The organism is Bhargavaea beijingensis (assembly GCF_900101985.1).
Lineage (GTDB): Bacteria > Bacillota > Bacilli > Bacillales_A > Planococcaceae > Bhargavaea > Bhargavaea beijingensis.
This window is the reverse complement of record NZ_FNAR01000028.1, coordinates 1-26,412: the sequence shown is the minus strand read 5'-3', so window position 1 is coordinate 26,412 and position 26,412 is coordinate 1. Positions and strand designations below refer to the sequence as shown.

At 50.9% G+C, this 26,412-nt stretch carries 29 protein-coding genes, 2 rRNA genes and 1 pseudogene; 27 read left to right on the top strand and 5 right to left on the bottom strand.

Features of this window, described 5'->3' with window-relative positions; translation table 11 throughout:
• The 10 genes and pseudogenes from BLT01_RS14060 to BLT01_RS15430 all read left to right on the top strand — a co-directional run.
• Window positions 1-98: ribosomal RNA gene (locus BLT01_RS14060) — 23S ribosomal RNA — on the top strand; the annotation flags it as partial.
• Window positions 99-168: 70 nt separating this feature from the next.
• A 5S ribosomal RNA gene (gene rrf / locus BLT01_RS14055) occupies window positions 169-284 on the top strand.
• A 405-nt stretch (window positions 285-689) separates the two neighbouring features.
• Window positions 690-3,440 (top strand): type I restriction endonuclease subunit R, encoded by a 2,751-nt coding sequence (locus tag BLT01_RS14050; RefSeq protein ID WP_092098826.1) that lies wholly within the window; start codon window positions 690-692, stop codon window positions 3,438-3,440.
• A gap of 36 nt (window positions 3,441-3,476) precedes the next feature.
• A complete protein-coding gene (locus tag BLT01_RS14045) occupies window positions 3,477-5,054 on the top strand; it encodes a type I restriction-modification system subunit M (RefSeq protein ID WP_092098824.1) in 1,578 nt (525 codons plus the stop codon).
• A complete protein-coding gene (locus tag BLT01_RS14040; RefSeq protein WP_092098822.1) occupies window positions 5,029-6,246 on the top strand; it encodes a restriction endonuclease subunit S in 1,218 nt (405 codons plus the stop codon). Before BLT01_RS14045 ends, BLT01_RS14040 begins: the two co-directional genes overlap by 26 nt.
• Window positions 6,247-6,258: 12 nt before the next feature.
• Window positions 6,259-6,651, top strand: a complete 393-nt coding sequence (locus tag BLT01_RS15450; RefSeq protein WP_245696943.1) for a winged helix-turn-helix domain-containing protein — start codon at window positions 6,259-6,261, stop codon at window positions 6,649-6,651.
• 60 nt (window positions 6,652-6,711) lie between these two features.
• The gene (locus tag BLT01_RS15445) at window positions 6,712-7,179 is read left to right on the top strand and encodes a restriction endonuclease (RefSeq protein ID WP_245696942.1); all 468 of its coding nucleotides are present in this window, start codon (window positions 6,712-6,714) and stop codon (window positions 7,177-7,179) included.
• A gap of 55 nt (window positions 7,180-7,234) precedes the next feature.
• Complete coding sequence (locus BLT01_RS15440; RefSeq protein ID WP_245696941.1) at window positions 7,235-7,504, top strand: restriction endonuclease; 270 nt, start codon at window positions 7,235-7,237, stop codon at window positions 7,502-7,504.
• Window positions 7,491-7,547 (top strand): annotated as a pseudogene (locus BLT01_RS15545) (hypothetical protein); the annotation flags it as partial. The gene BLT01_RS15440 and the pseudogene BLT01_RS15545, both read left to right, overlap by 14 nt.
• A gap of 16 nt (window positions 7,548-7,563) precedes the next feature.
• Window positions 7,564-7,749, top strand: a complete 186-nt coding sequence (locus BLT01_RS15430; protein ID WP_245696945.1) for a restriction endonuclease — start codon at window positions 7,564-7,566, stop codon at window positions 7,747-7,749.
• Between the two features lie 513 nt (window positions 7,750-8,262).
• Here the strand turns inward: BLT01_RS15430 and BLT01_RS14025 are convergent.
• The gene (locus BLT01_RS14025; protein WP_092098820.1) at window positions 8,263-8,472 is read right to left on the bottom strand and encodes a hypothetical protein; all 210 of its coding nucleotides are present in this window, start codon (window positions 8,470-8,472) and stop codon (window positions 8,263-8,265) included.
• A gap of 150 nt (window positions 8,473-8,622) precedes the next feature.
• Here BLT01_RS14025 and BLT01_RS14020 point away from each other — a divergent pair, with 150 nt between their 5' ends.
• The 11 genes from BLT01_RS14020 to BLT01_RS13970 all read left to right on the top strand — a co-directional run bounded on the left by BLT01_RS14020 (window position 8,623) and on the right by BLT01_RS13970 (window position 18,976).
• The gene (locus tag BLT01_RS14020; protein ID WP_092098818.1) at window positions 8,623-9,582 is read left to right on the top strand and encodes an AEC family transporter; all 960 of its coding nucleotides are present in this window, start codon (window positions 8,623-8,625) and stop codon (window positions 9,580-9,582) included.
• Between the two features lie 115 nt (window positions 9,583-9,697).
• Window positions 9,698-10,222, top strand: coding sequence for a hypothetical protein (locus tag BLT01_RS14015; protein ID WP_092098817.1), 525 nt, complete (start codon window positions 9,698-9,700; stop codon window positions 10,220-10,222).
• 40 nt (window positions 10,223-10,262) lie between these two features.
• Window positions 10,263-10,793: a hypothetical protein gene (locus BLT01_RS14010; RefSeq protein ID WP_092098815.1), complete on the top strand. Its 531-nt coding sequence runs from the start codon at window positions 10,263-10,265 to the stop codon at window positions 10,791-10,793.
• Between the two features lie 141 nt (window positions 10,794-10,934).
• Window positions 10,935-11,120, top strand: coding sequence for a hypothetical protein (locus BLT01_RS14005; protein ID WP_092098813.1), 186 nt, complete (start codon window positions 10,935-10,937; stop codon window positions 11,118-11,120).
• A 41-nt stretch (window positions 11,121-11,161) separates the two neighbouring features.
• Window positions 11,162-11,698, top strand: coding sequence for a hypothetical protein (locus BLT01_RS14000; RefSeq protein ID WP_092098811.1), 537 nt, complete (start codon window positions 11,162-11,164; stop codon window positions 11,696-11,698).
• Between the two features lie 54 nt (window positions 11,699-11,752).
• A complete protein-coding gene (locus BLT01_RS13995) occupies window positions 11,753-12,262 on the top strand; it encodes a hypothetical protein (protein WP_092098809.1) in 510 nt (169 codons plus the stop codon).
• Between the two features lie 329 nt (window positions 12,263-12,591).
• Window positions 12,592-14,136: an AbgT family transporter gene (locus BLT01_RS13990; protein WP_092098807.1), complete on the top strand. Its 1,545-nt coding sequence runs from the start codon at window positions 12,592-12,594 to the stop codon at window positions 14,134-14,136.
• Window positions 14,137-14,159: 23 nt separating this feature from the next.
• On the top strand, window positions 14,160-15,368 hold the full coding sequence (locus BLT01_RS13985) for a metal-dependent hydrolase family protein (RefSeq protein ID WP_092098805.1): 1,209 nt from the start codon (window positions 14,160-14,162) through the stop codon (window positions 15,366-15,368).
• Window positions 15,331-16,530: a M20 metallopeptidase family protein gene (locus tag BLT01_RS13980; RefSeq protein ID WP_092098803.1), complete on the top strand. Its 1,200-nt coding sequence runs from the start codon at window positions 15,331-15,333 to the stop codon at window positions 16,528-16,530. Before BLT01_RS13985 ends, BLT01_RS13980 begins: the two co-directional genes overlap by 38 nt.
• Window positions 16,531-16,655: 125 nt before the next feature.
• Window positions 16,656-18,383, top strand: coding sequence for a helix-turn-helix domain-containing protein (locus BLT01_RS13975; protein WP_092098801.1), 1,728 nt, complete (start codon window positions 16,656-16,658; stop codon window positions 18,381-18,383).
• The gene (locus tag BLT01_RS13970) at window positions 18,380-18,976 is read left to right on the top strand and encodes a hypothetical protein (RefSeq protein WP_143020605.1); all 597 of its coding nucleotides are present in this window, start codon (window positions 18,380-18,382) and stop codon (window positions 18,974-18,976) included. Before BLT01_RS13975 ends, BLT01_RS13970 begins: the two co-directional genes overlap by 4 nt.
• Before the next feature lie 639 nt (window positions 18,977-19,615).
• Here BLT01_RS13970 and BLT01_RS15535 read toward each other — a convergent pair.
• Window positions 19,616-19,750, bottom strand: coding sequence for a hypothetical protein (locus BLT01_RS15535; protein WP_260470099.1), 135 nt, complete (start codon window positions 19,748-19,750; stop codon window positions 19,616-19,618).
• 415 nt (window positions 19,751-20,165) lie between these two features.
• Between BLT01_RS15535 and BLT01_RS13965 the strand changes: the two genes are divergently transcribed.
• The 4 genes from BLT01_RS13965 (at window position 20,166) to BLT01_RS13950 (ending at window position 23,431) form a co-directional block, all read left to right on the top strand.
• The gene (locus tag BLT01_RS13965; RefSeq protein ID WP_218123206.1) at window positions 20,166-21,410 is read left to right on the top strand and encodes a dicarboxylate/amino acid:cation symporter; all 1,245 of its coding nucleotides are present in this window, start codon (window positions 20,166-20,168) and stop codon (window positions 21,408-21,410) included.
• A 197-nt stretch (window positions 21,411-21,607) separates the two neighbouring features.
• A complete protein-coding gene (locus BLT01_RS13960) occupies window positions 21,608-22,159 on the top strand; it encodes a GNAT family N-acetyltransferase (RefSeq protein ID WP_092098795.1) in 552 nt (183 codons plus the stop codon).
• A 106-nt stretch (window positions 22,160-22,265) separates the two neighbouring features.
• On the top strand, window positions 22,266-22,715 hold the full coding sequence (locus BLT01_RS13955; protein ID WP_092098793.1) for a MarR family winged helix-turn-helix transcriptional regulator: 450 nt from the start codon (window positions 22,266-22,268) through the stop codon (window positions 22,713-22,715).
• Window positions 22,716-22,819: 104 nt separating this feature from the next.
• Entirely contained in the window at window positions 22,820-23,431 is a 612-nt protein-coding gene (locus BLT01_RS13950; RefSeq protein ID WP_092098791.1) for an FMN-binding negative transcriptional regulator, read from the top strand.
• A gap of 17 nt (window positions 23,432-23,448) precedes the next feature.
• Here BLT01_RS13950 and BLT01_RS13945 read toward each other — a convergent pair whose 3' ends face one another.
• Window positions 23,449-24,021 (bottom strand): DUF488 domain-containing protein, encoded by a 573-nt coding sequence (locus BLT01_RS13945; protein ID WP_092098789.1) that lies wholly within the window; start codon window positions 24,019-24,021, stop codon window positions 23,449-23,451.
• A gap of 159 nt (window positions 24,022-24,180) precedes the next feature.
• Between BLT01_RS13945 and BLT01_RS13940 the strand changes: the two genes are divergently transcribed.
• A complete protein-coding gene (locus tag BLT01_RS13940) occupies window positions 24,181-24,636 on the top strand; it encodes an OsmC family protein (protein ID WP_092098787.1) in 456 nt (151 codons plus the stop codon).
• 42 nt (window positions 24,637-24,678) lie between these two features.
• On the opposite strand, the gene BLT01_RS13935 is transcribed toward BLT01_RS13940, so the two are convergent.
• Window positions 24,679-25,305, bottom strand: coding sequence for a YdhK family protein (locus BLT01_RS13935; protein WP_092098785.1), 627 nt, complete (start codon window positions 25,303-25,305; stop codon window positions 24,679-24,681).
• Between the two features lie 464 nt (window positions 25,306-25,769).
• Here BLT01_RS13935 and BLT01_RS13930 point away from each other — a divergent pair, with 464 nt between their 5' ends.
• Window positions 25,770-26,009, top strand: coding sequence for an indolepyruvate ferredoxin oxidoreductase subunit alpha (locus tag BLT01_RS13930; RefSeq protein WP_008301416.1), 240 nt, complete (start codon window positions 25,770-25,772; stop codon window positions 26,007-26,009).
• Window positions 26,010-26,192: 183 nt separating this feature from the next.
• Here BLT01_RS13930 and BLT01_RS13925 read toward each other — a convergent pair.
• A partial coding sequence (locus BLT01_RS13925; RefSeq protein ID WP_143020604.1) for a transposase occupies window positions 26,193-26,412 on the bottom strand: 220 nt, incomplete at its 5' end.

Here is a 26,412-nt window from a genome sequence, read left to right as displayed (position 1 = left end):
AGTAAGATCCCTCGAAGATGACGAGGTGGATAGGTCCGGGGTGGAAGTGTGGCGACACATGGAGCTGACGGATACTAATCGATCGAGGACTTCTCCTCATGGCACGTGAAAAGGTTTCGGTACGTTACAATGTCTCGTTTATCCGGTTTTGAGCGAACAAGCTCAAGGTCCAGTGATGAAGGCGAAGAGGTCACACCCGTTCCCATCCCGAACACGGAAGTTAAGCTCTTCAGCGCCGATGGTAGTCGGGGGCTTCCCCCTGCAAGAGTAGGACGTCGCTGGGCACAAAGCCGTCTCCTGATGGAGGCGGTTTTTTTGTGCGGAAAAATAATCGCGGCAAAGCTGACGAGCCCCGTTTTAGTGCATCCATTTCCGCGTAACTTGAGGGCACTTATAAGCAGAAGCCTCATAATTCAGTTTTTCCGTGCAACTCAGGCTAGTTTTTTAAAAAGTGCGGCGAGTGTTAAGAAACGTGCTGTGAGTGTTAAGAAAGCCCTTACAAGTGTTAAGCAAGGTAGAACATTCACAAGAGAACGGGGGAAAGCCGGCCGGGCGTATTTACGAGTCTCGGCCCGCGGAAAGCAACCACCGGCCGAGGAGGGGATCATTCCATCAGGCCACTATCGAATTTTATCGGTTCATGTTAAAATATAGGAAAATAGTATGAATCCAAGATAGGCGTGAAGGCAATGGCATATCAATCGGAAGCACAACTCGAACGGAAGCTGGTCGAGCAGCTCGTTTCCCAAGGCTATGAGCGTATCCAGATTCCTGATGAAGAACAGCTGGTCCTGAATTTCCGCCAGCAGGTGAACCGGTTTAATCAAGCGAAATTGAATGGAAATGAACTGACCGATAAAGAATTCGACCGGCTGATGACGCAGATTTCCGGCAAAAGCATTTTCGATTCTGCGAAGATCCTGCGGGACAAGCAGGAGATCGAGCGTGAAGACGGGACTATTCTGGCAATCGAACTGTTCAACACCCGCGAGTGGTGCAAGAACAAGTTCCAAGTTTCCACACAGACCACGGTCAGGGGTACATACACGAGCCGGTTTGACGTTACGCTTCTTGTGAACGGTCTGCCGGTTGTTCAGATTGAGCTGAAAAAACGCGGCAAGGACTTTAGCGAGGCGTTCAACCAGGTGATGCGTTACCGGAGGGATGCCTACAGGGGACTGTTCCGCTTTATCCAGATTTTTGTCGTTTCCAATGGGGTGGACACGAAGTATTTCTCGAACTCCGACAAGGATATCTTATACTCCCATACGTTCTTCTGGTCGGACCGGTACAACAAGCTGATCACCAATCTGCAGGAGTTCACTTCGGACTTTTTGGAGCGATGCCGCCTTGCGAAGATGATTGCGCGCTACATGGTCCTGAATGAAACCGACCAGGTGCTGATGGTTATGCGGCCCTACCAGGTGTATGCGGTCGAAGCGCTGATCAACCGGGCGACCGAGACACGGAATAACGGTTTTATCTGGCACACGACCGGATCCGGGAAGACGCTCACCTCATTCAAGGCGAGCCAGATCCTCGCCAATGAACCGGGCATTGCAAAGGTGATTTTCCTCGTGGACAGGCGGGACCTGGACAGCCAGACGATCGCCGAGTTCAATAAATTTGAAAAGGACTCCGTGGATACGACCGATCGCACGGATACGCTGGTCGCTCAGTTCGAGGATAAGACCAAGCCTTTCATCGTGACGACGATCCAGAAGATGGCGAACGCGATCCGCAATCCCCGTTATGCCAACGTAATGGGCGAGTATCGTGATGAGCGGGTGGTCTTCATCATCGATGAGTGCCACCGGAGCCAATTCGGCGAGATGCATACCATGATCAACCGACATTTCAAAAAGGCGCAGTATTTCGGGTTTACCGGTACGCCCCGCTTTGAAGAAAACAAGAGCCAGGACGGCCGGACCACTGCCGACCTGTTCGATAAAATGCTGCACTCTTACCTCATCAAGGATGCGATCCGCGACGGCAATGTGCTCGGTTTTTCCGTGGAGCATATTTCGACTTTCAAGGGTGCCTATGATGAGACGGACGAATCGCTCGCAGAAGCGATCAATACAGAGGAAGTATGGATGGATGAGGAGCGGATGAAACTTGTCTCCCGTCATATCTTGGACATCCATGGTCGGAAATCGGCGGACGGGAAGTACACGGCGATTTTTGCGGTCCAGTCCATCCCGATGGCAGTGAAGTATTATGACCTGCTCCGGGAAGCGAATCGGGATGGGTTGAAGATCGCGGGGATCTTCACGTACAATCCGAATGAAGAATCGGAGGGTGCGGATGAGCATTCCCGGGAAAGCCTCGACCGGATGATCCGTGACTACAACCAGCTGTTTGATACGAACTTCTCGACGGAAATCTTCAGCAGCTACTTCACCGATGTTTCGAAAAAAGTGAAGTCCGCCCAGATCGATATCCTCATTGTCGTGAATATGTTTTTGACAGGCTTTGACGCAAAGACGCTGAACACCCTCTATACCGACAAGAACCTGAAATACCATGATCTCATCCAGGCGTACAGCCGGACGAACCGGGTGGAGAAAAAGTCCAAGCCGTACGGCAACATCGTCAACTACCGCAATCTCAAGAAAAACACGGATGAGGCGATCAAGCTGTTCTCGCAGACCGATTCGGCGGATGATGTGCTGATGAAATCGTACGAGTACTACGAGAAAAAGTTTGAGGAAGCGCTCACCGAACTTCTTAAAATAGCAAAGACGCCCGACGAGGTCGATCTTCTGGAAGGTGAAACGGAAAAGGCGGGGTTTATCGTGGCATTCCGCGAGCTTACCAGGGTATTGGTCCGGCTCAAGACGTTCACCGAGTTCCGGTTCGACGAAGGGGCGATCGGTATTGGGGAGCAGGAGTACCTGGACTTCAAGAGCAAATACCTGAAGGTCGTGGATGAGGCGCGTGTGCAGAAGGAGAAGGTCTCCATCCTCCAGGACATCGACTTCGAGCTGGAACTGATGCACTCCGACAAGATCAATGTCGACTATATCCTCAACCTGATCCGAAACCTCGACCTGAAGGACAAAGATAGCCTTCCTTGGGAGATCAAGAAAATCGAGGAAGAGATCGACCGGTCCGACAGTCCGGATCTGCGAAAGAAGATCGACCTTCTGAAAAGCTTCCTGAACAGGGTTGTACCGGACCTTCCGGCGGATGCGTCAATCGACGACGAGTACCACAAGCATGAGGAAGAAGAGAGGGAACGGGAAATCGATGAGTTTGCGGAAGAAGTCGAGCTCCCGCCTGACCAGATCAAGGATTACATCCGGGAGTATGAATATAGCTATCTTCTGCCCCAGTCGAAAATCAGCGACTCGGTGAAAGCCCCGTTCAAGAAAAAGCGGACACTTGTCCGAAGAATCATCGATTTCATCAGAGAAAACACAGAGAAATACATGTGAGAGGCCACGGCCTCTTATTTTTAAGGGGAGAACATCATGACGACATCAGAAAAACAGCGACAACAGCAAGCGGAACTCCACAAAAAACTGTGGGATATGGCGAACAGCCTGCGCGGAACGATGGAAGCCTACGAATTCAAAAACTATATCCTCGGCCTCATCTTCTACCGCTATTTGTCGGAGAACGTGGAAGCCCGTGCATCCAAACTGCTTGAAGAAGACGGCATCACCTATGCAGAAGCTTATGCGGATGAAGAAATCCGTGATGACCTGAAGGAAGAGCTCGTCGACCAGATTGGCTTTTTCATCCCGCCGGAATACCTGTTCTCGACGATGGTTGCCGAAATCCTGAAAGGGGAAAACGGCAACTTTGATACCGAACTTCTCCGGAAGGCGGTCACCGCGGTGACGGAATCCACCCTCGGAAAAGAATCGCAGGATGATTTCCAGCACCTGTTCGACGACATGGACCTCAGCTCGTCCAAGCTAGGACGTGGCGTGAAAAGCCGTTCCAAATTGATCGGCAACATCATGGTGAACATCAATGACATCCCGTTCCTCCATGATGATGTGGAGATCGACGTGCTTGGGGATGCGTATGAATACCTGATCTCCCAGTTCGCGATGAACGCCGGGAAAAAAGCGGGTGAGTTCTATACCCCGCAGCAGGTCTCCAAGATCATCGCGAAAATCGTCACAGCCGGAAAAGAACGCATCAAGAGCGTCTATGACCCGACATGCGGATCCGGCTCGCTTCTTCTCCGTGTCGGCAGGGAAGCTGAAGTCGCCCGCTACTACGGCCAGGAACTTACATCGACGACGTACAACCTGGCGCGCATGAACATGCTGCTGCATGACGTTTCCTATCAGCGGTTCGACATCCGGAACGCCGATACGCTCGAGGAGCCACAGCACACCGACCTCCGGTTTGAAGCGGTTGTCGCAAACCCTCCGTACTCTGCGAAGTGGAGTGCAGACCAGAAGTTCTTGGATGATGAGCGGTTCAGCGCCTATGGCAGGCTGGCACCCAAGTCGAAGGCCGACTTTGCGTTCATTCAGCATATGATCCATCAGTTGGACGATAACGGCACGATGGCCGTCGTTCTACCGCATGGCGTTTTGTTCCGCGGAGCGGCGGAAGGCGTCATCCGGAAGTACCTGATTGAAGAGAAAAATTATCTGGACGCGGTTATTGGTCTACCGGCGAATATCTTCTTCGGGACCTCAATTCCTACGTGTATTCTTGTGTTCAAGAAGTGCCGGGAAGCCGACGACAACGTTCTCTTCATTGATGCCTCCAAAGAGTTCGAAAAAGCGAAGGCGAAAAACAATCTGACCGACGAACATGTCGAAAAGATCGTCAACACCTACCTTAACCGCGAAACGATTGACAAATATTCATACGCAGCCACGCTGGATGAAATCCGGGAGAATGACTACAACCTGAACATCCCGCGTTATGTCGATACCTTCGAAGAAGAAGAGCCAGTCGACCTGCAGGCAGTCTCGAGAAAGCTGAAAGAAATTGACGCTGAAATTGCAGAGATTGACCGGGAACTTGAGAAGTACTTTGAGGAGTTGGGAATTAGTGAACGTACCGAAGTTGAGATTTAAGGGGTTTGAAGGCGCTTGGGAAGAGTATGCGATGAGTGAAGTTGGGACTTTTAAGAAAGGATCTAATCTATCTAAGTCTGACTTAAGTGAAGAAGGAAAGCCCTGTGTATTGTATGGTGAACTTTATACGACATATGGCCCTGTAATAAATGAAATTAAAAGCCGTACAAATAAACTGATTAATAAATCGGTTTACGGAGAAAAGAATGATGTTCTCATTCCTGCTTCTGGCGAATCTGCAGAAGATATAGCTACCGCTAGCTCATTAAACGAAAATGAGGTTCTACTTGGAGGTGATATTAATATATTTACGCCTAAAAAAGATAACGGTAATTTCATCAGTTACCAAATAAATAGCTCAAGAAAGAATCAACTTGTGCGATGGGCACAAGGTGCTTCGGTTGTACATATTTATAAAGACTCTTTGTCCAAGTTAAAATTGCGGTTACCTTCATTAGAAGAGCAAATAAAGATAGCCAATTTTTTCGAGAAACTAGACCTACAAATAGAACTGCAAACCAAGAAAATTGATGAGCTAAAAGAACAGAAGAAGGGCTTGCTGCAGACAATCTTCAGCCGGGAATTGCGGTTTACTGATGAGAATGAGGAACTGTTTCCGGAGTGGAAACGGTATAGATTGGACGAGATCGTAGAGCGAGTGACGAGGAAAAACAAAGGGGTTGTTACTTCATTACCACTGACCATTTCCGCACAACATGGTCTAGTTGATCAAGTGACTTTCTTTAATAATACAGTGGCATCGACAAACCTCGAGGGATACTTCTTGTTGAAAAAGGGAGAGTTTGCCTACAACAAAAGTTATTCAGCTGGCTATCCTCTAGGAGCAATAAAAAGATTGAATAATTACGAACAGGGTGCATTATCAACTTTATATATTTGCTTTAAACCTAAAGCAAAAGTTTACTCGGATTTTCTTGAACAATACTTTGAGACAACTCTATGGCACAAGGAAGTTTCCATGATATCAGTTGAAGGCGCAAGGAATCATGGATTATTAAACGTTGCAGTAGGAGACTTCTTTAGTACTATTCACTCCATCCCGTCCTATGATGAACAAGTAAAAATAGCTGATTTTCTTTCGAAATTTGATACTAAGATAAAACATGAAAACGATAAGCTATCTGCATTACAAGAACAGAAAAAAGGTCTACTGCAACAGATGTTCGTCTAAAGAGGTGATGAGTTGAAACTGCCAAGCTATGAAGAATTCATGTACCCGCTTCTGGAGTGGGCGGGTGACGGGCAGGTGTATTCAATGAAGGATGCCTATCAAGCCATGGCGGACCGGTTTGGATTGACCGCGGAGCAGAGGGAACAGTTAACGGCGAGCGGTACGCGTTTAGTAGATGGCCGGGTGGGATGGGCAAAAACATATTTGGTAAAAGCCGGACTGCTGGAGTCAGCCGGGCGCGGAAAGATCCGGATCACTGAACGGGGTCTTAGCCTGTTAAAAGAAGAACCAGTTAAGGGCTTGGACAAGAAGTTTCTAATGCGTTATCCCGAGTTTCAAACGTTTGTAGGTAAACCTGCCCCGCAGAGTGTACCCATCACGTTTTCCCCTGTCGATCCCGATTAAAAAGAAGCTGATCCGGTGGATGAACTCAGGCTACAATATCGCCTGTTAAAGCAGAGCGTCATGGACGAGTTGTTGGAGCGGCTTCGTACCGGAACGCCTTCCTTCTTCGAAAAAGTCGTCGTCGATCTGATGGTGGCGATGGGGTATGGCGGTGATGTGGAAGAAGCCACTGGTGTGCTGGGACGTACAGGTGATGGTGGAGTCGATGGCGTCATCAAAGAGGATGTGTTGGGGCTGGATATGATTTACGTTCAGGCGAAGCGCTGGGCGAATTCGGTGATGCGGCCGGAAATCCAGAAATTTGCCGGAAGCCTCGAAGGGATGAGGGCGAAAAAGGGCGTGTTCATCACCACCTCAACATTCTCCAACGGTGCCCGTGAGTATGTTGACATGATTGAGAAGAAGATCGTTTTGATTGATGGCGAGCAGCTTGTGGACTACATGTTCCGTTATGGCTTGGGCGTCAGCCCCTCCGAGACGTTTGTCGTCAAGCGGGTGGATGAGGACTATTTTGCAGGCAGCGAATAAAGCGTGAAAGAGGAACCTGATGGCTCGTACAAAGAGTAATCAATTATAAAACGGGTTGACCGGCCGGCTGTTTGCGGCCGGTGGTCTGACATACATAAACACACAATCCTTTGAAGCGGCAGCTTTTATCTTTTTCGGTGGTTTGGTCGGATTGATTTTGATCGTGTTTGCGTTTGGATTGGTGAAAGTGCGGAAATTGAATGCGTCCGGCATCCGCCAGGTGGATGAGATTAGCGGCAAGGAGTTCGAGCAGTTTCTGAAGCTGCGGTATGAGGCAAGAGGTTATAAGGTTCGCCGGACTCCCTGCCAAAATGATTTTGGTTGATCTTGTCATGGAGCGGGATGGCAAGAGGATTGTGGTGCAGGCAAAACGGTGGAAGAAGAATGTCGGCATCAAGGCTGTGCAGGAAAATTGTTGCGGCGAAAAGTCATTACAAGGCCGAAGACGCCTGGGTGGTGACCAACAGCCAGTACACAAAAGCCGCAAGGGAGCTGGCCTCGAGCAACGGGGTTCGCCTTGTCGACCGTGCTCAGCTGATCCATATATTATTGGAGAAGAAGGCAGGTTAAACCTGAGTGTGTGTATGGTTTTTTGATTTCGTTCGGGGCATTTATCATGGCGGTTCTGTCATTTCACCAAAAAAATAATCCATCCTTGAGTTGACGGCTCATAACGGATGGATTATCTCCTCTGATGCCGCCCCCTTGAAGGGAGCCTGCTATTAGAGACCGCTTACTGTTCCCGCAGTGGGCGGTCCTTTTACCTATATGTTGAAAATGGAGAACTATACGTACCTGTCATTATAAATTGGGGGGTCTTTTGACAAGGGATTCCCTCTTTGTCGGGTTCTGAAACCTTCAAGATTTGGTTAACCACCAGATCTACAGAAGGATGCTAAAAGGGCTGTCCAATAATTCATTAAATACAACAAACGGGACAGACTCTGGTCGCTTATCGCAGTCCGACGCCGAGCCCCGCGTAAGGCGGTTCTCGACAGCCCGGCTTCTCCTGCAGGTGTCTCCCGGCGTCTATGCCTTTTGCCATATAATGCTGGATGCAAGTTTTTTAACAACCTTCTTTGTTTATCCAAGGTTATTGTTCGTTGATTTATCAGGATTCGACACAGGAGTTTTAATCCCGTTAATCTTCCTAATATGGTAATTAGGATATTTACCTGTTTCGATTTTTCGCACAAATGTTTGAAGGGTCATTGACTGTTTTCGACTGTTATCCTTAAATCGTTGGTTCCTGCCTGAGCGACTTTGAGCTGTAACAGTAATTCTCTTGCCCATTACTACACCCCCTTTCTGTATATTGTGCTAGGAACATTAGTTCCTACTATATATAGAATACCTGATTTCTCCTATCATAAACATCTTAGCAAAGAATAAGAGATGTTTCGGTGCTAGAACCTTTACACTTAAGTTTTCATATACTACAAAATGAAGAGAGGGGGAGGGCGCCTGTCCGTTTCCGCGTTTGTGCTGACGATGGTTCCGCTTTATCTCATGGCGATGATCGCTTTTATTGCGAGGAAGCTGAATGTTGTCGGCAGCTCTGCCAATCCCGTGATCACTCAGCTGATGCTGTATGTGACGCTGCCGGCGTTAATTTTGTTTTCGTTGAATACGACATTCTCTGCAGAGCTCTTGGTGGATTTCACTTGGCTTGTCGCCATGTCGGTTTACGTCATGTCGGTTTCCATCGTGATCGGTGCTTGGCTGAGGAAGCGGGCGGCACTGCCTGATGGACAGAAGAGCGTGTATGAGAGCCTCATCGTTTTCGGCAATCAGGGATTCATCGGGGTTGCGGTGAGTTATATGCTGATGGGGGAGCAGGGAGTGATTTACCTGACCCTGTTCAACATCTTTTACCTGGTGCTCATCTGGTCCTACGGGATCTATCTGTTCACCCGGCATGAAGCGGACGTTTATTGGCCGAGGCTGTTCCTGAATCCCGGCATTCTTGCCACGCTGATCGGATTGGTCATGTTGTTTCTGCCGTTCAGCTGGCCGGACATGCTGTTGAGGACATTTGAGGACGTGGGGCAAATGACGGTTCCGTTGTCGATGATCCTGATCGGGAGTTTGCTTGCGGACACGAAGATGGCTGATTTCAGGCGATACAGCAGCAACCTTTATCTTTGGATTGCTTCCATCATGAAGTTGCTGGTACTCCCAACGACTCTGCTGGTTTTTCTATTTCTTCAAGTTCCTGACCTGCTTCTTCTCGTTGCCGTGCTGACTGCCGGCATGCCGAGCGCCACGACCACTACGGTGTATGCACAAAAATTTCGGGCAGACGCTGTTTTCGCCTCATATGGTGTGATTTACTCGACCATTCTTTGCATGTTCACCATCCCGCTGCTTTACATCCTTCTGCAGATTATAGGTGTTGGGTAGGACCTGATTGAAGCGGGCGGTCGTAAAAAGCGACCGACTCGTTTTTTTTGGTATGATTGAACTGCTGCAAATAATGGACAGTATCTTGGTCCTGCTTGATGATGGAGAGAATTAAATGAAACAATACTATATTCATTCAATATTGGCTGTTTTGCTGGTACTGTCTCTGGCGTCATGCAATCCCACCACTACAGGTCAAATCAGCTTATATAATGAATTTGAGGAATACCGAGCGGAAGTAATTGAACCTATAAACGATCGGGCGATCAAGACGGCAGAAAAGGGCGGACGCTATACAACAATGCTCGAAGAGACGGAAGAAGCGTTTCACTACATAAATGAAGAATTGATTCCCTATGCTGCAGAAACCAGGGACTTGGCTTTGGAAGCACAGGATGGGCTGGTTAATCCGGAGATTCAAGAGTTAAATGAAATCTTGATTGAAAACCTTGAGCTGACTCTTGAATCGTTTACGATGACAGCATCAATGACTGAAATGAATATTCCACCAATTGAGGACGAGAAGGCCGTTTATGAAAAAACAGAAAAAATTTATGCTGAGCTTATGGAGTTACAAGAAGAGATCGACCGTACATCAGCCGAGTACGAAAAGCGGGTAGAGGAATTAGCGGCTAACTAAGTGACCGATTGAATAGAAGCTAGTACTGGAGTGAGGAAGAATGAACCGAAAAAGTATCATCGTCAGTTTGCTGACGCTGGCCTTGATAGTCCTGGCCGCCTGCAGCAATTCCGAGAACAGTGGCGGCCCAAGCCCCGTTGAAGAGTTCGATCAATATCGGAAGGAAGGGATCGAGCCGCTCCATGAGCGATCTTTGGAACTCGCCGAAATGGGTGGCCATCTTAACGCCATGATTCCTGAGCCGGAAAAGGCCCGTGACTATATCACCGACGAGATGATTCCCCATATCGAAGAAACACAGGGGTTTGCCGAAAAGCTGCAGGACGGCCTGGTCAACGAGGATATCAAAGAAGTGAATCAGGTTACGATCGATCAACTGGATCTGATGATCGATTCGTTCAATAAGCAATCGGAGTTCCTTGAACTGCACATCCCGCCGGTCAGCGATGAATCGTATGAGGAGTCCGAAGCGGTCTATGCAGAGATCATGCAGCTGCAGGAGCAGATTGATAAGAGAACCACAGAGTACAATGCCAAAGTGGACGATTTGGAACAGAAATACGGGAAATAATTTGCGATAAGAGCAGGTTCCCGGGGGCATCGGCTCTTGTCTTAGAAGTGGTGGACCATTTTGCTGACGACATAGATGAATGCCGCAGCAATGCCGATCAGGTACAGGCTGCCGAGCAGGAAAAAGAGAAGGTCGACGAAAGTGATCAAAATCTCTGCCTCTCAGTTTGCGCAATACCAGATTCCCGGAAGGGAAAAAATCAAAAGTGCACCGGAACCGTCAGCAGGTGAAAAGGAAGTTCTCCTGACCATCAGAGAAGAAGGAAAAAAACCGTCGGGCGTCAAACTGTTCCGGCTCAAGACGGACGGGACCATCACACTGTATTAAGATATACAGGATGAAATCGCCGAAGATTAGGAGTGAAAGGAATGAAACGATCATTATTTCTGGTTGGTCTGTTGGCTGTATTCCTCGCTGCCTGCAGCAGCGGCACCGGAGCAGAATCACCGAATATCAGTGTGGAAAAAGAATTTGAAGATTATCGGAAGAATGTCCTCGAGCCTCTGGATGAGCGATCCTTCGAGTTCGCAGAGATGTTCAACCACTCTGCTTCCATCATCGAACAACCCGAGGAATCCCACCGTTATATGGAGGAAGAAGTGATTCCCTTTATGGAAGAGACTCGAAAAATTGCTACTGATGCCCATGATGGACTGGTAAATGAAAAAATCCAGAAACTGAATGAGACCACGATCGAGTACTTGAATCTGACGCTCGATTCCCTTCATAAGAGCGCTGAGTTATCGGCAATCGATGTTGATACGGCGAATGTTGATACGGTGACCGAAGAAACGTACCAAAAGGCTGTTAAGATCCATGAGGAGAACATGGAGCTGCAAGAAAAAATAGACCGAACCGGAGTGGAAATGGACCGGCAAATCGATGCACTCGTCAATGAACAATGATTCGGGCCGTATGGCGGCACCGCGATTAATAGACCGGTGAATTGGAGGTGCATCATGAAAAATCTGATCCGGCTGATGGGGCTATTGCTGGTATTCGCACTGGCGGCTTGCGGCGGTCCGGGAATTGCTGCTGAATACAAGGAATACAAAGAAAAGGGAAGCACTCCGATCTACCAGAATTCCATGGAACTGATCATGATGAGCAATCAGTTGAATGCCATACTGGATAATCCTGAGCAAGCCAATCAGTATTTAAAAACAGAAATGATTCCGATGCTTGAGGAATCCAAGGCATTGTCGGAAGACTGGCAGGGCCGTCTGACCCACGACGAGCTTAAGGAACTGAACGGCTTGAAAGACAAAGAGCTGGGTCTGCTGATTGATTCCTTCGGAACACTCTCTGAATTGTTTGATCTGACTGCGGAACCCGGTGAGGACTTTGAGCAAAAGTCTGCTAAACTATCCGTAGAAATCTCCGATAAACAGGAGCAACTCGATAAGATTACAGATGATTATGCAGCGAAGTATGAGGAACTGGATAGGAAATACGGAACCGAATCATGAGAACCATGCCCTGGAAGCCGACGCTTCCAGGGCATTTTTATATGCACCGGGCACGAACGTGACCATGTCCGCGTACAAGAGCCTCACATCCGGATGAGGTCATCACCCGTGCACGCAGGGTATCCACTCAGGAGGGTTGCCGGATAATCGCAGTGCAGGCGTTTTGTACGCACAGCGCCTGCACTTTCCGAAGTGATGACAGGCAAATTGGAAAAGTCGTTGTTGCTTCCCACAAACCCGAAGCCCGATCTTTGGGGTATCGCCCATATCCTCTACGGAACTATTGCGTTAATATTTAAACAATTCGTTGTTCAAAGGGGGGATTTGTTTTGACTAAACTTGCAGGCGTAGAAGAGCTCGGCCAGCCCAAAAAACCGAGCTTTTTCCAAAGGGTGCTGAATGGCGTGGAGAAGGCCGGCAACAAATTGCCGGATCCCGTCACGTTGTTCGCGCTGTTTACCGTCCTGATTCTCATTGCATCCGCAGTTTTCGGAATGCTTGGCACTTCCGCCGTCCACCCGGGTACCGGTGAGACGATCAAAGTCGTGAACTTGCTGAATGCGGAAGGGATCCGCAGCATTGTCACCACACTGGTTCCGAACTTTACCGGATTCCCGCCGCTCGGGCTTGTACTCGTCGTCATGCTTGGGGTGGGGCTTGCCGAGTCCACTGGCCTCGTCACCACATTCATGAAAACGACGATTCTGAATGCGCCGGCCAAAATCATCTTGCCGACAATTTTGCTGATCGCGGTTCTCGGGAATACGGCTGCCGATGCGGCACAAGTCGTGCTTCCTCCGATCGCCGCGATGATTTTTGCGGCACTGGGCCGTAATCCGATCGCGGGCCTTGTCGCGGGTTATGCGACCGTCACGGGCGCGTTCAGTGCCAACCTGATCGTTTCGATGCTGGATCCGCTGATTTTCGGCTTTACACAGTCGAGCGCTCAGATGATCGATCCTTCCTATGTCGGGAACCCGGCCATCAACTGGTACTTCCTGATTGCATCGACATTTGTCCTCATCCCGGTTGCGGCATTTGTGACGACCAAAATCGTCGAGCCGAGGCTGGGGACGTTCCAGGGGGAAATCGAAAAGCTCGAAAAGACGACCCCGGAAGAAAAACGGGGCCTTCTCTGGGCGGCGATCACCCTTGCGGCGTACACTGCCCTGATTCTATGGCTTGTCGTTCCGGAAAACGGCATTTTGCGTGACCCGGAGACAAACGGGATCATCGTTTCCCCGTTCATGACTGGAATCGTTCCGATCATGCTGTTCGGCTTCCTTCTTCCGGCGCTTGCCTATGGGTTTGCATCCGGGGCGCTGAAAAACGATAAAGACGTGGCCGAGCATCTGACCAAGGCGATGTCCGGGATGGGCGGCTATATCGTCCTTGCCTTCGTGGCTGCCCAGATGATCGCGTTTTTCGGAATGAGCAACCTCGGGCCGATCATCGCCATCAAGGGGGCTGCCTTCCTGAAAGGGATCGGCTTTGAAGGATTGTCCCTGTTCCTCGGGTTTATCGTCATCGCAGCGCTCATCAACCTGCTGATTGCGAGCGCTTCGGCCAAGTGGGCGCTTCTTGCACCGGTGTTCGTGCCGATGTTCATGCTCATGGGCTACGATCCGGCCGTGACACAGGTGGCCTACCGGGTGGCGGACTCGATCACGAACCCGATCACCCCGATGCTTGCTTACTTCGCCATTCTCCTGACATTTGCCAAGAAGTACGACAAAAACATCGGGATCGGCACGCTCATTGCCACGCTATTGCCGTATTCCATCGCATTCGCGATCTTTTGGATTATCCTGTTCTCAGTCTGGTTCCTGCTCGGCTTGCCGCTCGGGCCCGGCGGCGCCATCATGCTGCCATAAACAATCGCTAAGGGGGAGTTTCCGTGGTTCTCAAACTACAGAACGTCACGTTGTACACTGGCAATGGGGAAAAAAAGGTGAATACATCGATTGCAATTGAAGGAAAGACGATCCTTGCCGCAGGCGAAGAGGCGGACCGTCTGCAAGCCGGAACCGTCATCGACGGAACCGGCAAGACCGTCATCCCCGGCCTGTTCGATATGCACTTGCATCTCGGGATGGACGGGGTCGGAGATCCTTTTGCCCAGGTGGCCGGCGATACGCCTGCTCTGTCGGCATACCGTCACCATGTAAATGCCCAAAAGCAGCTGAAGTCGGGCGTCACCAGCGTCCGGAACCTTGGCTCCAAGTGGCATATTGACCTGGATTACCGGAACTCCATCGAAAGCGGCCTCATTCAGGGACCTTCGGTTTACGGCTCCGGACAGGCCATCGTCATGACAGGGGGGCACGGGTATCCGTTTTCCACCGAAGCGGACGGAGAAGACGGCGTCAGAAAAGCGGCGCGGGAAACGCTCAAAGCCGGAGCGGACGTCATCAAGCTGATGGCGACAGGCGGCGTGATGACGCCGGGCGTCGATCCGGGTTCGCCGCAGCTTTCCGAGAACGAGATGAGAGCGGCCGTCGAGGAAGCCCTCCATGCCGGCAAGACGACCGCGGCACATGCGCAAGGGACGGCGGGCATCCGGAATGCGGTACGGGCGGGAATCACCACGATCGAGCATGGCATTTTCCTTGATGATGAAACCATCGAACTGATGATCGAGCACGGCACGGTTCTCGTTCCGACACTTGCCGCTCCGTATTACATCGTCCAGCATGCGGAGTCGGGCGGAATCCCGGCCCATGCCGTGAAAAAAGCGGTGGACTGCTTCCACGACCATCGGGAAAGCTTCCGAAAAGCACTTTCCGCGGGTGTAAAGATTGCAGCAGGCACGGATGCCGGAACACCGTTTAACGTTCACGGCGACTTTGCCAAAGAGCTGGAACTGATGCACGATTACGGCATGAACGTGAAGGACATCATTGTTGCGGCGACTTTTCAGGCAGCCAAAGCCCTGAACGTCGATCAAACGGTCGGAACGCTGGAAAAAGGAAAAGCGGCGGACTTCGTCATTCTCGATGAGGATCCGGAAACCGACATCCGTGCATTCCGTCAGATCCATTCCGTATACAAAGGGGGAGAATGTGTCCATGAGTCTTCAAACCAACTTGAACCCGCCGTTGGCTAATGAACTTCAGGCGTGCTTGGAAACCGTTGAGGCGCTGCTTTCGGAAATGACCGAAATCCGGCGTCATCTGCACCAATACCCGGAACTGTCGCACCAGGAAGTGGAGACGCCGAAACTCATCGCGGATTATTACCGGGCCCTCGGGCTGGACGTCCGAACAGAGGTCGGCGGGCGGGGAGTGGTCGCGACTTTCCGCGTGGAAGAGCCCGCCAAGACGATTGCGTTCAGAGCGGACTTTGATGCGCTTCCGGTCCAGGATGAGAAAGATGTCCCGTACAAGTCGAAAAACCCCGGAGTCACCCATGCTTGCGGCCACGATGGGCATACGGCGGCACTGCTCGGCTTTGCCAAGAGCCTGGTCGAAAACAAGGTCCGGATCCGCCACAACGTCGTTCTGATCCACCAGTTCGGCGAGGAACTTTATCCGGGAGGCGCCATGGCGATGATCGAAGACGGCTGCCTGGAAAATGTGGATGCCATCTATGGCTGTCACCTTCAGAGCATGATGCCGGCAGGAAAGATGTATTACCGGGAAGGGTTTATCCAGGCGGCAGTCGATACATTTGAAATTACGGTAAGCGGCAAAGGCGGGCACGGAGCGGTTCCCCATGAAGCGGTCGACCCGATTGTCGTCGCCTCGCATATCGTGACGGCGCTGCAGACTATCGTCAGCCGGAACACGGATCCCCTGGAACAGCTGGTCGTCTCCGTCGGTTCCATCCATTCGGGAGACGCCAATAACGTCATCCCCGGTGAGGCAATCATGACCGGGACCATCCGGTCGTACGCACCGGAAACAAGGAAAATGGCACGGGAGAAACTGGAGAAAATCGCTTCCCGTGTCGCCGATGCATTGGATGCCTATGCGGAAGTCGAACTGGAAAGCGGCTACGATGCGCTGTGGAACCATCCGGAAGAAACGGCAATCGTCAAGAAAGCGATGGAATCCGTCTTTGATAGGGAAAATGTACTGGAAACGCCGCCGGTCATGCCGGGAGAGGACTTTTCCTATTACACGCAGCACGTTCCGGGATCCTTCTTCTTCGCCGGCGCCCGTCCCGAAGGGGAAGCGTATCCTCATCACCATGCAAAGTTCGACTTCGACGAATCGGCGATGCTGAATACGGCAAAAACGTTCATGGCGATTGTGCATCAATACTGATTCGATCTTCCCGAAAGGCACCCTTGCAGGGTGTCTTTTTCTGATTGAATCTTATAGAAAACTTCCGACTGCGGATTCTATTTGTTCGGAATAGTGCTACGATTGATGCATAAAGGAGGGATCCGATGGTGAGAACCCCCGAACATCACCTTTCGTCAGCCAGGTCGGCTGCTGTAATCAATGTGGCCAATGCCGTGAACTCCACACTGGAGCTTGATGAACTATTTGAGCTTACCCTTTCCGAATCCATCCGGGCAATTCCGGATGCGGATGGCGGTGCTCTGTTTTTATACGATCAGCCGTCGGGGCTCCTCTTATGCCGCGCCTATGTGAATTTCGATGAAATCGTCGAGCAGATCAGGCTCTTGCCTGGCGAGTCATTCACAGGCGACTGCTTTAAGAAGAGAACACCGATCCTCCTCTCGGACCGGACAGAAATCCTAGGCTATCCAAGCCCCATGAGATCCGAAAACCGCCGGTTGCTGAATCATTCCATGGCGAGGCATCCGAGCAATAACTCGTACCGGGCGATGAGTGTTCCGCTGATCACGGCGAAAGGGGAATGCATCGGCGTCATGACACTCAACGGCTTTGCCGAGAAAGGGACGTTCTCTGTCTCGGATGTCGGACTCCTCGAAACCATCGCCGGACTTGCGGCAACCGCATTGGAAAGAGCGGCGCTGTATGAAGACATCAAAATCAAAAACCAGATATTCAAAAGCATGATCGACTACCAGCAGGAACAGCTGGTCAACATGAACTCCGGCAAGGGACCCGACGTCATGCTGGAGCAGTTGGGGGCCGTGATCGGCAAGCCGCTTTCTCTGCTGACCGTTTACGGGGAGGTCTATAACTCCTCAAGCAATCCGGAACACCCGAAGCCGCTCCACGAATATTTGATCAGGGACGGACGCCAGCTGCTCGGCAAACTGCTGATTTACTCGGATAGCCGGACCGGACTCCGGCAGACCGACGACTATTTCATCCAGCAGAGCCTCCTGTTTTTTGCGCTCGAAATCAACAGGCGGTCCGCCATGCGCCAGGCGGAGCACAAGTACAAGACGGAACTGATGGACCACCTGATGAAGGGCGTACTGACCGAGGATTTCCTGGCCAAAGCGGAAAGCCTCGGATTGGACACGTCCGGTGCATTCCTTCCGGTAGCCGTACGGATCGGGAATGTGGGAGCGGTCCAACCGGTCGATCAACTCATGAAACAAAATGAAATCGCCTCATTTCTCGAGTTGGAAGTGAGCAGGGCCTTTCCGGGAAGTCTGGTCGTCCTGCGTGATCAGGTTTATCTGTTGCTGCTTTCCGTCCGGCACGAAGCGGATTACAAGGGGGTGTACCGGCGGCTTTCGGCGATCGCCGAAGACATCGATCAGTTTTCAGCGGTCACGAAAGGCGGAGCGATCACCAGATTCGGAGCGGGGAGGCTTGTTCGGCGCATCGAGAAACTGCCGGAAGAACTGCAGTCCTCCATCGCCACGCTCAAACTCATGGAAGAGACCGGTTTCAGCGGGCGGATTGCCGATGGCTCACAATTTCTCCTGGAACGGCTGATCTCGGGAAGCGGCAAGGAAGTCCGCTCGTTCATCGACATCTATCTGGAGCCGATCTGCACGTATGACAGGGAAAAAGGGACCGAGCTTGCAAAGACCCTCCAGGCTTATTGCCGGAACCTCCAGCGTCCGGGCCAGGCGGCAAAAGAGCTTCATATCCACACGAATACCCTGCAGTACAGGATCAAGCAAATCTCCCGTCTGTTGGATGCCGATCTTGCCGATCCGGAAATCCTTCTGAATCTCCAGCTCGCCTGCAGATTGGCGGGCGGTTCCGGGTATCTCCAGTGAAAGAAGGAACGTATGTCCTGGGTGAGATGAAACCTGCAGGCCGGCCGGGAAACTCCGGGAGAGCGGAAAGAGGAGGATGGAAACCGTGGACAGATGAAAAGCGGGCCAATGCAGACGATGCAGAAGAAGAGTTTGAATTAAGCGATGGTTCTTCAATTGTACTTTCTTCTGAAGACAACGTTGAATCTTTGATTACGCTACTTTCACTAGAAGCGGGACCATATCGTAACGAAACAAAGGAATATGGGGACCGGAAATATACAGCTTGGGTAAAATTAAAATCTTTGGGTGTTACTGTCGCTACATTAAATTTAGGTAACCATTACTCAGTAGGAACATATGGATTAAAAATGCGTTATTGTTCAATTGCAGGTACAACTGGGACTGCGCTAACCAATGTAGATGCATCGTGTGAGGTTACAGATGCAAAAGCTGAAAAGGTTGGATATGACATGAATGCAACAGGCACTTATAAACTTACAGGAAAAGTTAATAACGGTTATATTCAAATTTTCAGTACAATTAAGTTAGCAAAGTGGAATAAAACAAAAAAGACTGTATATGTCAATCAAAAGTACAGTTATCAGGATTAAGTTAGAATAGGAGAAATGAACTGAATGAATATAATTACCCCTTTAGATCTTATTGCCGGAGCTTTGGAGCTAATCATAATATTTATTACAATCCCATTCTTCATCTATATAATCTTTTTGTTAAGAAAAATATTGAAAAAGATGGATAGTTAATAGAGACTTGCTTGTCATCAAAGATTAAATTAGTTATATGAGTAAATTTTATAAAGGGCAATCTAGAATAAATAGGCGTATGTTTTGAATGATGTGTTATTAATTACTCGGATTTTAGATATGAATTGAAGCGGAAGGCGGCTACTCCAGCGTGAATAGTATGAGCCGAAGATCCCGCTGATGCTGCTCAATGTTCGCAACGCTGTCGCTTTTGGTCGCAGGAAACCCGACGCTAGCTTTGAGCGGCAAAGCTCTTCCTGCGACCAAAACGCAGTTTTGGTAAGCAATCGCCTGAAGCGGAAATGCTCATTATTCGGTTTTTTATCTTAACCACTTCATGAACGTTAACGGAACTAGTAGAAGTGGGTGGTATCTCAACTCAATCATTCTGGAACAAAAAATAAAAAGCTTTAACACGGAAGAGAGGTACGGAATGTTAAAACAGGATACGAAAAGAGCCGATGCCCGCGGGCATCGGCTCTTCCTTTAGAAGAAGGAAACCATTTTGCTGATTACATAAATGAGTAACGCGGCGATGCCGGCCACGTACAGGCTGCCGAGCAAGAAAAAGAGAAGGTCGACGAGGCGGGACTGCGTCTGTCTGGATGTCATGCCGGTCATGGTGAAGGGTGCCTCCTGTCTTTCCATGGTGATGTGTTGTAGGACGGCCTGTCCGATGGAAGGTTCCCGGGCTCGCCTCCCTTTATGATGCCGTGAGTGAAGGTCGAAGAACTGTAGAAGGAAGATAGCGGATATCAAGGGAAAGGTGAGTGTTACGCAAGCGCGCCCGAGTGTTACCGAACAGCCGGTGAGTGTTACCGAAGGCGACCCGAGGGTGCAAATGTGGTCATTGTCCGGGCGGCTGATGCGTCCCCCGGGCTTTTTAATTGGGCGTTAACGACCAGCCTTCCAATCGGCGGTTCGCGGGGTTTGCGGGTTGTTTTGTCTCCTCCAAAGAAGGGGATGATTTAAAAGAGCCAATAATTATGGGGACACTTATCCGGCCGGCTGAAGAAAGAGGAGGGGAGGTCTGAAGTTGGGGGCTATCTGGAGATTTTATCGGGATCGGTCGTTCATGATGAAGATGTCCGCCGGGTTTCTGCTCGGCATTGTCGTCGGATTGATTTTCGGGGAGTCGGCGGGCGTTTTGTCGCCTCTCGGGGAGCTGTTGCTCCGGCTGCTGAACCTGATTGTCATCCCGCTCGTCGTTTTCACGCTGATTGCGGCGGTGGACCAGCTGAATCCGGCAAAGCTTGGGCGGATCGGCGGCAAGGTGTTTACTTTTTATTTCATCACAACGGGAATCGCAATTATAGTCGGGATCCTGCTGGCGCTGTTGATCAGGCCCGGTGTCGGGCTGACATTGCCGAATGCTGAAGTGGATGTGCCGGAGCGGCCGTCGGTCACGGAAACCTTGCTCGGGATTGTCCCGGACAACCTATTTTCCGCGTTGGCAAACGCGGACATCCTCGGCCTGATTTTCATCTCGGTCGTCGTCGGGTTATCCATTTCTTCGATGTTGCACTCCGGAGAGGAACGGATCCGGAAAATGGGCCATCTCCTTGGCGATTTGACGGTCAGCCTGAGTGAAGTGACGTTCCGTGTATTGAACGGGATCCTTCAGTACGCGCCAATCGGCATCTTCGCCATTGCGGCATCGGCGATCGGGTCGCAGGGACTGCAAACGCTGATTTCCCTCGGCAAGTTGACGGTGGTCATCTACGGCGGGATTGCGCTTCAATTCATTCTGGTCTACTTTGTCATCATGAAACTTTTTGGCGTCCGGATCGGGGAGTTCTTCAGAAACGTGAAGGACGCAATCGGCACGGCGTTTATGACGTCCTCCAGCCTGGGCACACTTCCGGTCACCATGAAGGCCGCCAAGCGAGCCGGCATCAGTGATGAAGTCGCCTCGTTCTCCTTGCCGCTCGGAGCGACTGTCAATATGGACGGAGCGGCTATCCGGCTCGGTGCATCGGTCGTGTTTGCCGCCGATATTGTCGGGCTGGACCTGGGCTTCTCGGCCATCCTCGGCATCATCGTGACCGGCACACTCGCTTCTGTCGGGACTGCAGGGGTCCCGGGCGCCGGACTCATCGCCTTGTCGATTGTCCTCACACAGGCAGGGCTGCCCATTGAAGTTGTGGCGCTTGTCGCAGGGATTGATGCGATCCTCGGTATGGGCGCGACGGCAACGAATATCACCGGAGATCTGGTCGGGGCATCGATTGTCGATAAAAGTGAGAAACAGCGCCAGGCGAAACCGGAACGGTCAGGATGAAAGCGGTCCGTCTGATTGGGACGGATCGCTTTTCTGTCCTCCAAGATGGAACCATTCACCGAAGAGGACCGTATATCTGGCATACCCTTCAGGGAATTCGCTTCCTACACAGCAGGTGCGTGAACAGCGCCTCCCGTGTAGCGTGCCAAAGCCGATTGTCTATGTAGAAAAAATACTGATTGCAGGAGGGATGGCGAATGGACATCTTAATCAGACAAAGCATGCCGGGGGATTTTGAATCAATCAGGCAAGTGGTGGCCGAAGCCTTCAAGGATGCGGAAATGAGCGACCAGAACGAATATGTTCTGGTCGGACGGCTCCGAGTATCGGATGCCTATATTCCGGAATTGTCGATTGTGGTGGAGGATGAAACGGGACAGATTGTCGGACATATCCTGTTGACCAGGATTTCAATCATTGACGGGGCGAACACCGAAGAGTCCCTGGCGCTGGCGCCGGTATCCGTCCTTCCAAGCAATCAGAAACAGGGGATCGGAAGCCGTCTGATCCGGACTGCCCTGGCAAAAGCAAAGGAACTCGGATACCGTTCGGTCATCGTTCTCGGCCATCCGGATTTTTATCCGAGGTTCGGTTTCAGGAAAGCATCGGAGTGGGGGATCCGTCCGCCGTTCGATGTTCCCGACAATGCGTTCATGGCCATGGAATTGCAAGAAGGGGCGTTGGATCACGTCAGCGGCGTCGTCCGGTATCCGGATCCCTTTAATGAATCAGCAATCGAACCGATGTGAACCGGACATCGGTTTTTGTGTACAGAAAATTATGTTGCATTTGCACTTACTTAAAAGTAAAGTACGGACAAGAGACATGTTGCAAATGCAACGATGGAGGGTTTGAATGGAACTGCTCAAGGAAATCGGGATGATCGCCAGGTCGCTGGATTCCGTCAGCAACATTGAATTCAAGGAGATCGATCTGTCAAAAGGCCAGTATCTGTACTTGACAAGCATCTGCGAGCATCCTGGCATCATCCAGGAAAAGCTTGCCGAGATGATCAAAGTCGACAGGACGACGGCTGCACGCGCTATTATGAAGCTGGAAGAAAAGGGGCTCATCGAAAAACGGGATGATGAAGACAACCGGAGAATCAAGAAGCTTTTTCCGAGCCAGAAAGGCCTCGAAGTCTACCCGTTCATCATGAGGGAGCATAAGCACTCCAATTCGGTTGCACTTGAAGGGTTTTCAGAAGATGAAGCGGACATTCTTCTCCGGCTGCTCAGGCGGGTCAGAAAGAATGTGGAGAAAGACTGGGAGTGCGTAAAGAAAGGAAACAAGCGAAGCTATTGAATGAGTGGGGGAACAGATGTGACTGTAGAAATCAGATGAAGTGGTAGTAGAAGATGTTGAGAGTACTTGGAGTCTCAAATGCGATTGGACTAAGGGGGATTTTGATGTTCATACCAAAGCTGTTTCAGGTCACTGACTTTGAGGAAATCAGAGGATTTGTCGAGGCGCACGCATTCGGGTCGATTGTGACGGTCCATGAGGGAAGGCCGGTCGCGACCCATCTGCCTTTCCAGTTCCGCCGGATCGGAGGAGAGTGGACGGTCACGGGGCATTTCGCGAAGGCGAATCCGCAGTGGACGACCATTGGGGGCCAGGAAGCGCTCGTGATGATCCAAGGCCCGCATGCCTATGTTTCGTCATCCTGGTATACCCATGAAAATGTGTCCACCTGGAACTACCAGGCCGTCCATCTTTATGGCGTGGCCCGTCTCATGGACGAAAAGGAACTGGAGGAAGAGCTGTCGTTGCTGATGAGGAAATACGAGCACCACCGGGAAAATCCTGTCCTGTGGGAAACCTTGTCCGAGCAGACGAAAATGCAGAAAAACGCTGTTGTCGGCTTTACGATCAGGATCAATGAAATCCAGGCGGCCTATAAATTAAGCCAAAATCGGAACAATGCGGATTACAGGAACATCATCGACGGCCTGCGCGGGGAGGGAAATCCCGACTCGGAACGTATGGCTGCGTTGATGGAGACGAAGCGATCTGAATAAAACAAGAATCCGATGCGTCAGTCCGCATCGGATTCTTGTCCGTTGATCTCCGGATAAACGACTTCGCCGTCCTCCCGCTTGACCGGCTCCGCGCCCCAGCGGCCAAGCTGGTGGAGCTCGATGACGGTCTTTCTTTCTTTTCCGTCCAAGATATGAAACACATCGCCGCCGTGAAGGGCGGCGTAATTGCTGATGAGCATGCGGTGGCAGCGAGCGGGGTGGCGTTCCGAGCAGCAGATTGCCACCCGCCTGTCCGCCGCCGCTTCCCGAAGCTTTTCAAGCCCTTGTTTGAACTCGCCTTCCTGTGTGTAGTCGGCATAGTTGTGGAAGGAGCGGTTGTTCCAGCCTGCATTGACTTCATCACCGACCGTTTTGGATTTTCGCCGACGGCCCCCAAGCTCGCGGATATGTATGTAGCCGACTCCATTTTCCGGGAGCCAAGCCTTCATACGGTCGGTATTGAACCAGGGGAACTTCCGGCTGCCGGGAAAGGCCCGGACGTCCACAAGCAGTTCCACGCCTGCATCATGAAGGAGCTTCAAGAATTCCTTTTCGTTATGTGTAGAGTGCCCGATTGTATACAGTTCCATCTGATCACCTGCTTTACTCTGCCGTTATCTATACTAGTTCCCCAAAACAAACCGGACAATCATTCCGATAAGTGTTTGACAAGATGAAAGATTATGATAACATGAACAACAATCCTGATTGAATAACTAGGATATGAACGGTAAAGGGGAGAACGTGGAATGGGAATCTTAAACGTGCAAGCGACGGCGACACTAAAAGAAAATGTCCGGGTGGAAGTCGAGGCACGCGGACATCGGTTGATCATCGATGAACCCGAAGCGCTTGGAGGGACCGACCAGGGGATGAACCCCGTGGAACTTTTGCTGTCGGCACTGGGCGCCTGCCAGGCGATTGTCGCCAGGACATACGCCAAAAAGTTCGGTATCGATCTGAAAAGCTTCCGTGTGGACCTGGAAGGGGAGTTGGACATCGACGGTTTCCTCGCAAAATCAGACGTCCGTGCCGGTTTCCGGAAAATCACGCCTGTGTTTTACTTGGATACGGATGCCGCAGAGGAAAAAGTTCAGGCGTTCAAAGAATTCCTTGAAGCCCATTGCCCGGTCGGAGATTCCATCGCCAACCCGGTTGAACTTCTCCCTGCAAAAGTCGTCATCGGCTCACCGGCTGCAGATTAAAGACCAAAAAAGCAAAGGCATTCCCTTTGCTTTTTTCATGCCTTATTTTGCTTCGGACAGTTCGGACTCAATGACCCATTTATGGTTGTCCACGGTTTTGCCGTCTTCTCCGGACACGAAATCCACCATATAAACGGTTGTCGGCTCGGCGGACTCGATGATCGCTTCGGCACCTTTCATGCCGGGCATGTGGCCTGTCTTCATCGTAATAGCTGTCCCTTCCTTGAGCGGTGCCTTACCCGGGTCCTCCAGTTCTTCGTGGATCACCCATTTATGTCCCTTGACCGGCTTGCCCCCGTCGGCGGGTGTGTAGGTGACCGAATACACGGTGGTGTCATAGGCGCCTTTGACGGTCGCCTTCACTCCGTCCATCCCGGGCATATGATCGGCATGCATCACCACTTCGGAACTGACCGGGAACTTCGGATTTTGCGCTGCTTCCAGACCTTCAGGGACCTCTCCGGAACTTCCATGCATACCGTGCATATGTGAACGGTCATCCGAATGGTGCATGTCGTATGGATCATTGGATTCCTCGCGGTCGTATTGCTGTTCCTGGCCGGTCGGGTCTTCTTCCGGCAGTGAACTGTCCTGCTCGTTGTTCGCACCGCATCCCGATAAAAGCAGGATCAGCGCACTGGCGGGAATAAAGAATTTCTTGTATGACATAAGAGTGCCTCCCTTAGGTGGATTACTGTTAGCGTACCCGCTTTCCAGAAAACGTATGTACAATGAGGAACAGGCAGGGAACCGGGTTCCCTGCCTGCAGTCGCTCCTCAACATGTGATTTTACCCAATGGCTTATGCGGCATTCCGGAAAGCTTCGAACACTTTATGCGCGGTTCTGCGCCTTGCAGCAGTGTCTGTGATCATGCTTCCGGCACTTATCCGGCACCGGCTGCTGATGAACGGCGAGTTCCGGCTGATCGCCGCTTCAATGAATCCGCAGATCGCCGGCATATCAGGTCAAGACGGATACTCTGCCATCCCTTCTATATTAAGCCGGAATCTTTGTACACCAATGTACTTCCCGTTTGGGGAGTGGCGAAACGGGAGAAATTTTGACAAGTTCATGTTTTTTGGAGCTTAACAGCGGGAAATATGGTAACTTGAATAAGTAAGGAGTGATGAAGATGACACACGTGATTACGGCACCGTGCATCGGCGAAAAAGCCGGTGAATGCGTGGACGTATGTCCGGTAGATTGCATCATCGAAGGAGAAGACCAATTCTTTATCGATCCGGATCTCTGCATCGATTGCGGAGCTTGCACAGCGGTCTGCCCGGTCGACGCAATCTTTTATGAAGACGACTTGCTTCCGGAAGACCAGCCGTTTGTCGAAAAGGCAAAACAGTTCTTCATGGAAGCTTAAACCGGAGCCCAAGAGGCTCCGGTTTTCTTTTTGTATTTGAGGAAAACAGGGAGAATTCCGCCAAGCGGAATTCTCCCAGACTGTAGACAAAACGGACCCAAAAGAAATCTTTTTGGGTCCGTTTTGTCATTTTCGTGGATATTTCGCATGTTTTTTCCCATCCCCCCTTGGAATGACCGGCCGTCAGGCCGGTTCCGGTGACTCCCAGGTCCAGCAGGCCAATCTCTTCAGATTTAAGGCAGCAAAAGTAAGCATCGCCTGCATGGACATTTTTTCCTTCCCGCGAAGGGTTGTCCATCGCATGCCACACTTTTCCTTGGCATCTCCGAAACCGCGCTCTACGGTCTCTTTCCGCCTTGCATAGATTTCTTTATTCTCTGGGGTGAGCCGAATGGCCTCTGCA

Bases quoted from the DNA above. Each gene is read 5' to 3' on its own strand.
- BLT01_RS14050 (WP_092098826.1), top strand. From the start codon at position 690: ATGGCATATCAATCGGAAGCACAACTCGAACGGAAGCTGGTCGAGCAG.
- BLT01_RS14045 (WP_092098824.1), top strand. From the start codon at position 3,477: ATGACGACATCAGAAAAACAGCGACAACAGCAAGCGGAACTCCACAAA.
- BLT01_RS15445 (WP_245696942.1), top strand. From the start codon at position 6,712: ATGGACGAGTTGTTGGAGCGGCTTCGTACCGGAACGCCTTCCTTCTTC.
- BLT01_RS15430 (WP_245696945.1), top strand. From the start codon at position 7,564: ATGTCGGCATCAAGGCTGTGCAGGAAAATTGTTGCGGCGAAAAGTCAT.
- BLT01_RS14025 (WP_092098820.1), bottom strand. From the start codon at position 8,472: ATGGGCAAGAGAATTACTGTTACAGCTCAAAGTCGCTCAGGCAGGAAC.
- BLT01_RS14020 (WP_092098818.1), top strand. From the start codon at position 8,623: ATGAAGAGAGGGGGAGGGCGCCTGTCCGTTTCCGCGTTTGTGCTGACG.
- BLT01_RS14015 (WP_092098817.1), top strand. From the start codon at position 9,698: ATGAAACAATACTATATTCATTCAATATTGGCTGTTTTGCTGGTACTG.
- BLT01_RS14010 (WP_092098815.1), top strand. From the start codon at position 10,263: ATGAACCGAAAAAGTATCATCGTCAGTTTGCTGACGCTGGCCTTGATA.
- BLT01_RS14000 (WP_092098811.1), top strand. From the start codon at position 11,162: ATGAAACGATCATTATTTCTGGTTGGTCTGTTGGCTGTATTCCTCGCT.
- BLT01_RS13995 (WP_092098809.1), top strand. From the start codon at position 11,753: ATGAAAAATCTGATCCGGCTGATGGGGCTATTGCTGGTATTCGCACTG.
- BLT01_RS13980 (WP_092098803.1), top strand. From the start codon at position 15,331: ATGAGTCTTCAAACCAACTTGAACCCGCCGTTGGCTAATGAACTTCAG.
- BLT01_RS13975 (WP_092098801.1), top strand. From the start codon at position 16,656: ATGGTGAGAACCCCCGAACATCACCTTTCGTCAGCCAGGTCGGCTGCT.
- BLT01_RS15535 (WP_260470099.1), bottom strand. From the start codon at position 19,750: ATGACCGGCATGACATCCAGACAGACGCAGTCCCGCCTCGTCGACCTT.
- BLT01_RS13960 (WP_092098795.1), top strand. From the start codon at position 21,608: ATGGACATCTTAATCAGACAAAGCATGCCGGGGGATTTTGAATCAATC.
- BLT01_RS13955 (WP_092098793.1), top strand. From the start codon at position 22,266: ATGGAACTGCTCAAGGAAATCGGGATGATCGCCAGGTCGCTGGATTCC.
- BLT01_RS13950 (WP_092098791.1), top strand. From the start codon at position 22,820: ATGTTCATACCAAAGCTGTTTCAGGTCACTGACTTTGAGGAAATCAGA.
- BLT01_RS13945 (WP_092098789.1), bottom strand. From the start codon at position 24,021: ATGGAACTGTATACAATCGGGCACTCTACACATAACGAAAAGGAATTC.
- BLT01_RS13940 (WP_092098787.1), top strand. From the start codon at position 24,181: ATGGGAATCTTAAACGTGCAAGCGACGGCGACACTAAAAGAAAATGTC.
- BLT01_RS13935 (WP_092098785.1), bottom strand. From the start codon at position 25,305: ATGTCATACAAGAAATTCTTTATTCCCGCCAGTGCGCTGATCCTGCTT.
- BLT01_RS13930 (WP_008301416.1), top strand. From the start codon at position 25,770: ATGACACACGTGATTACGGCACCGTGCATCGGCGAAAAAGCCGGTGAA.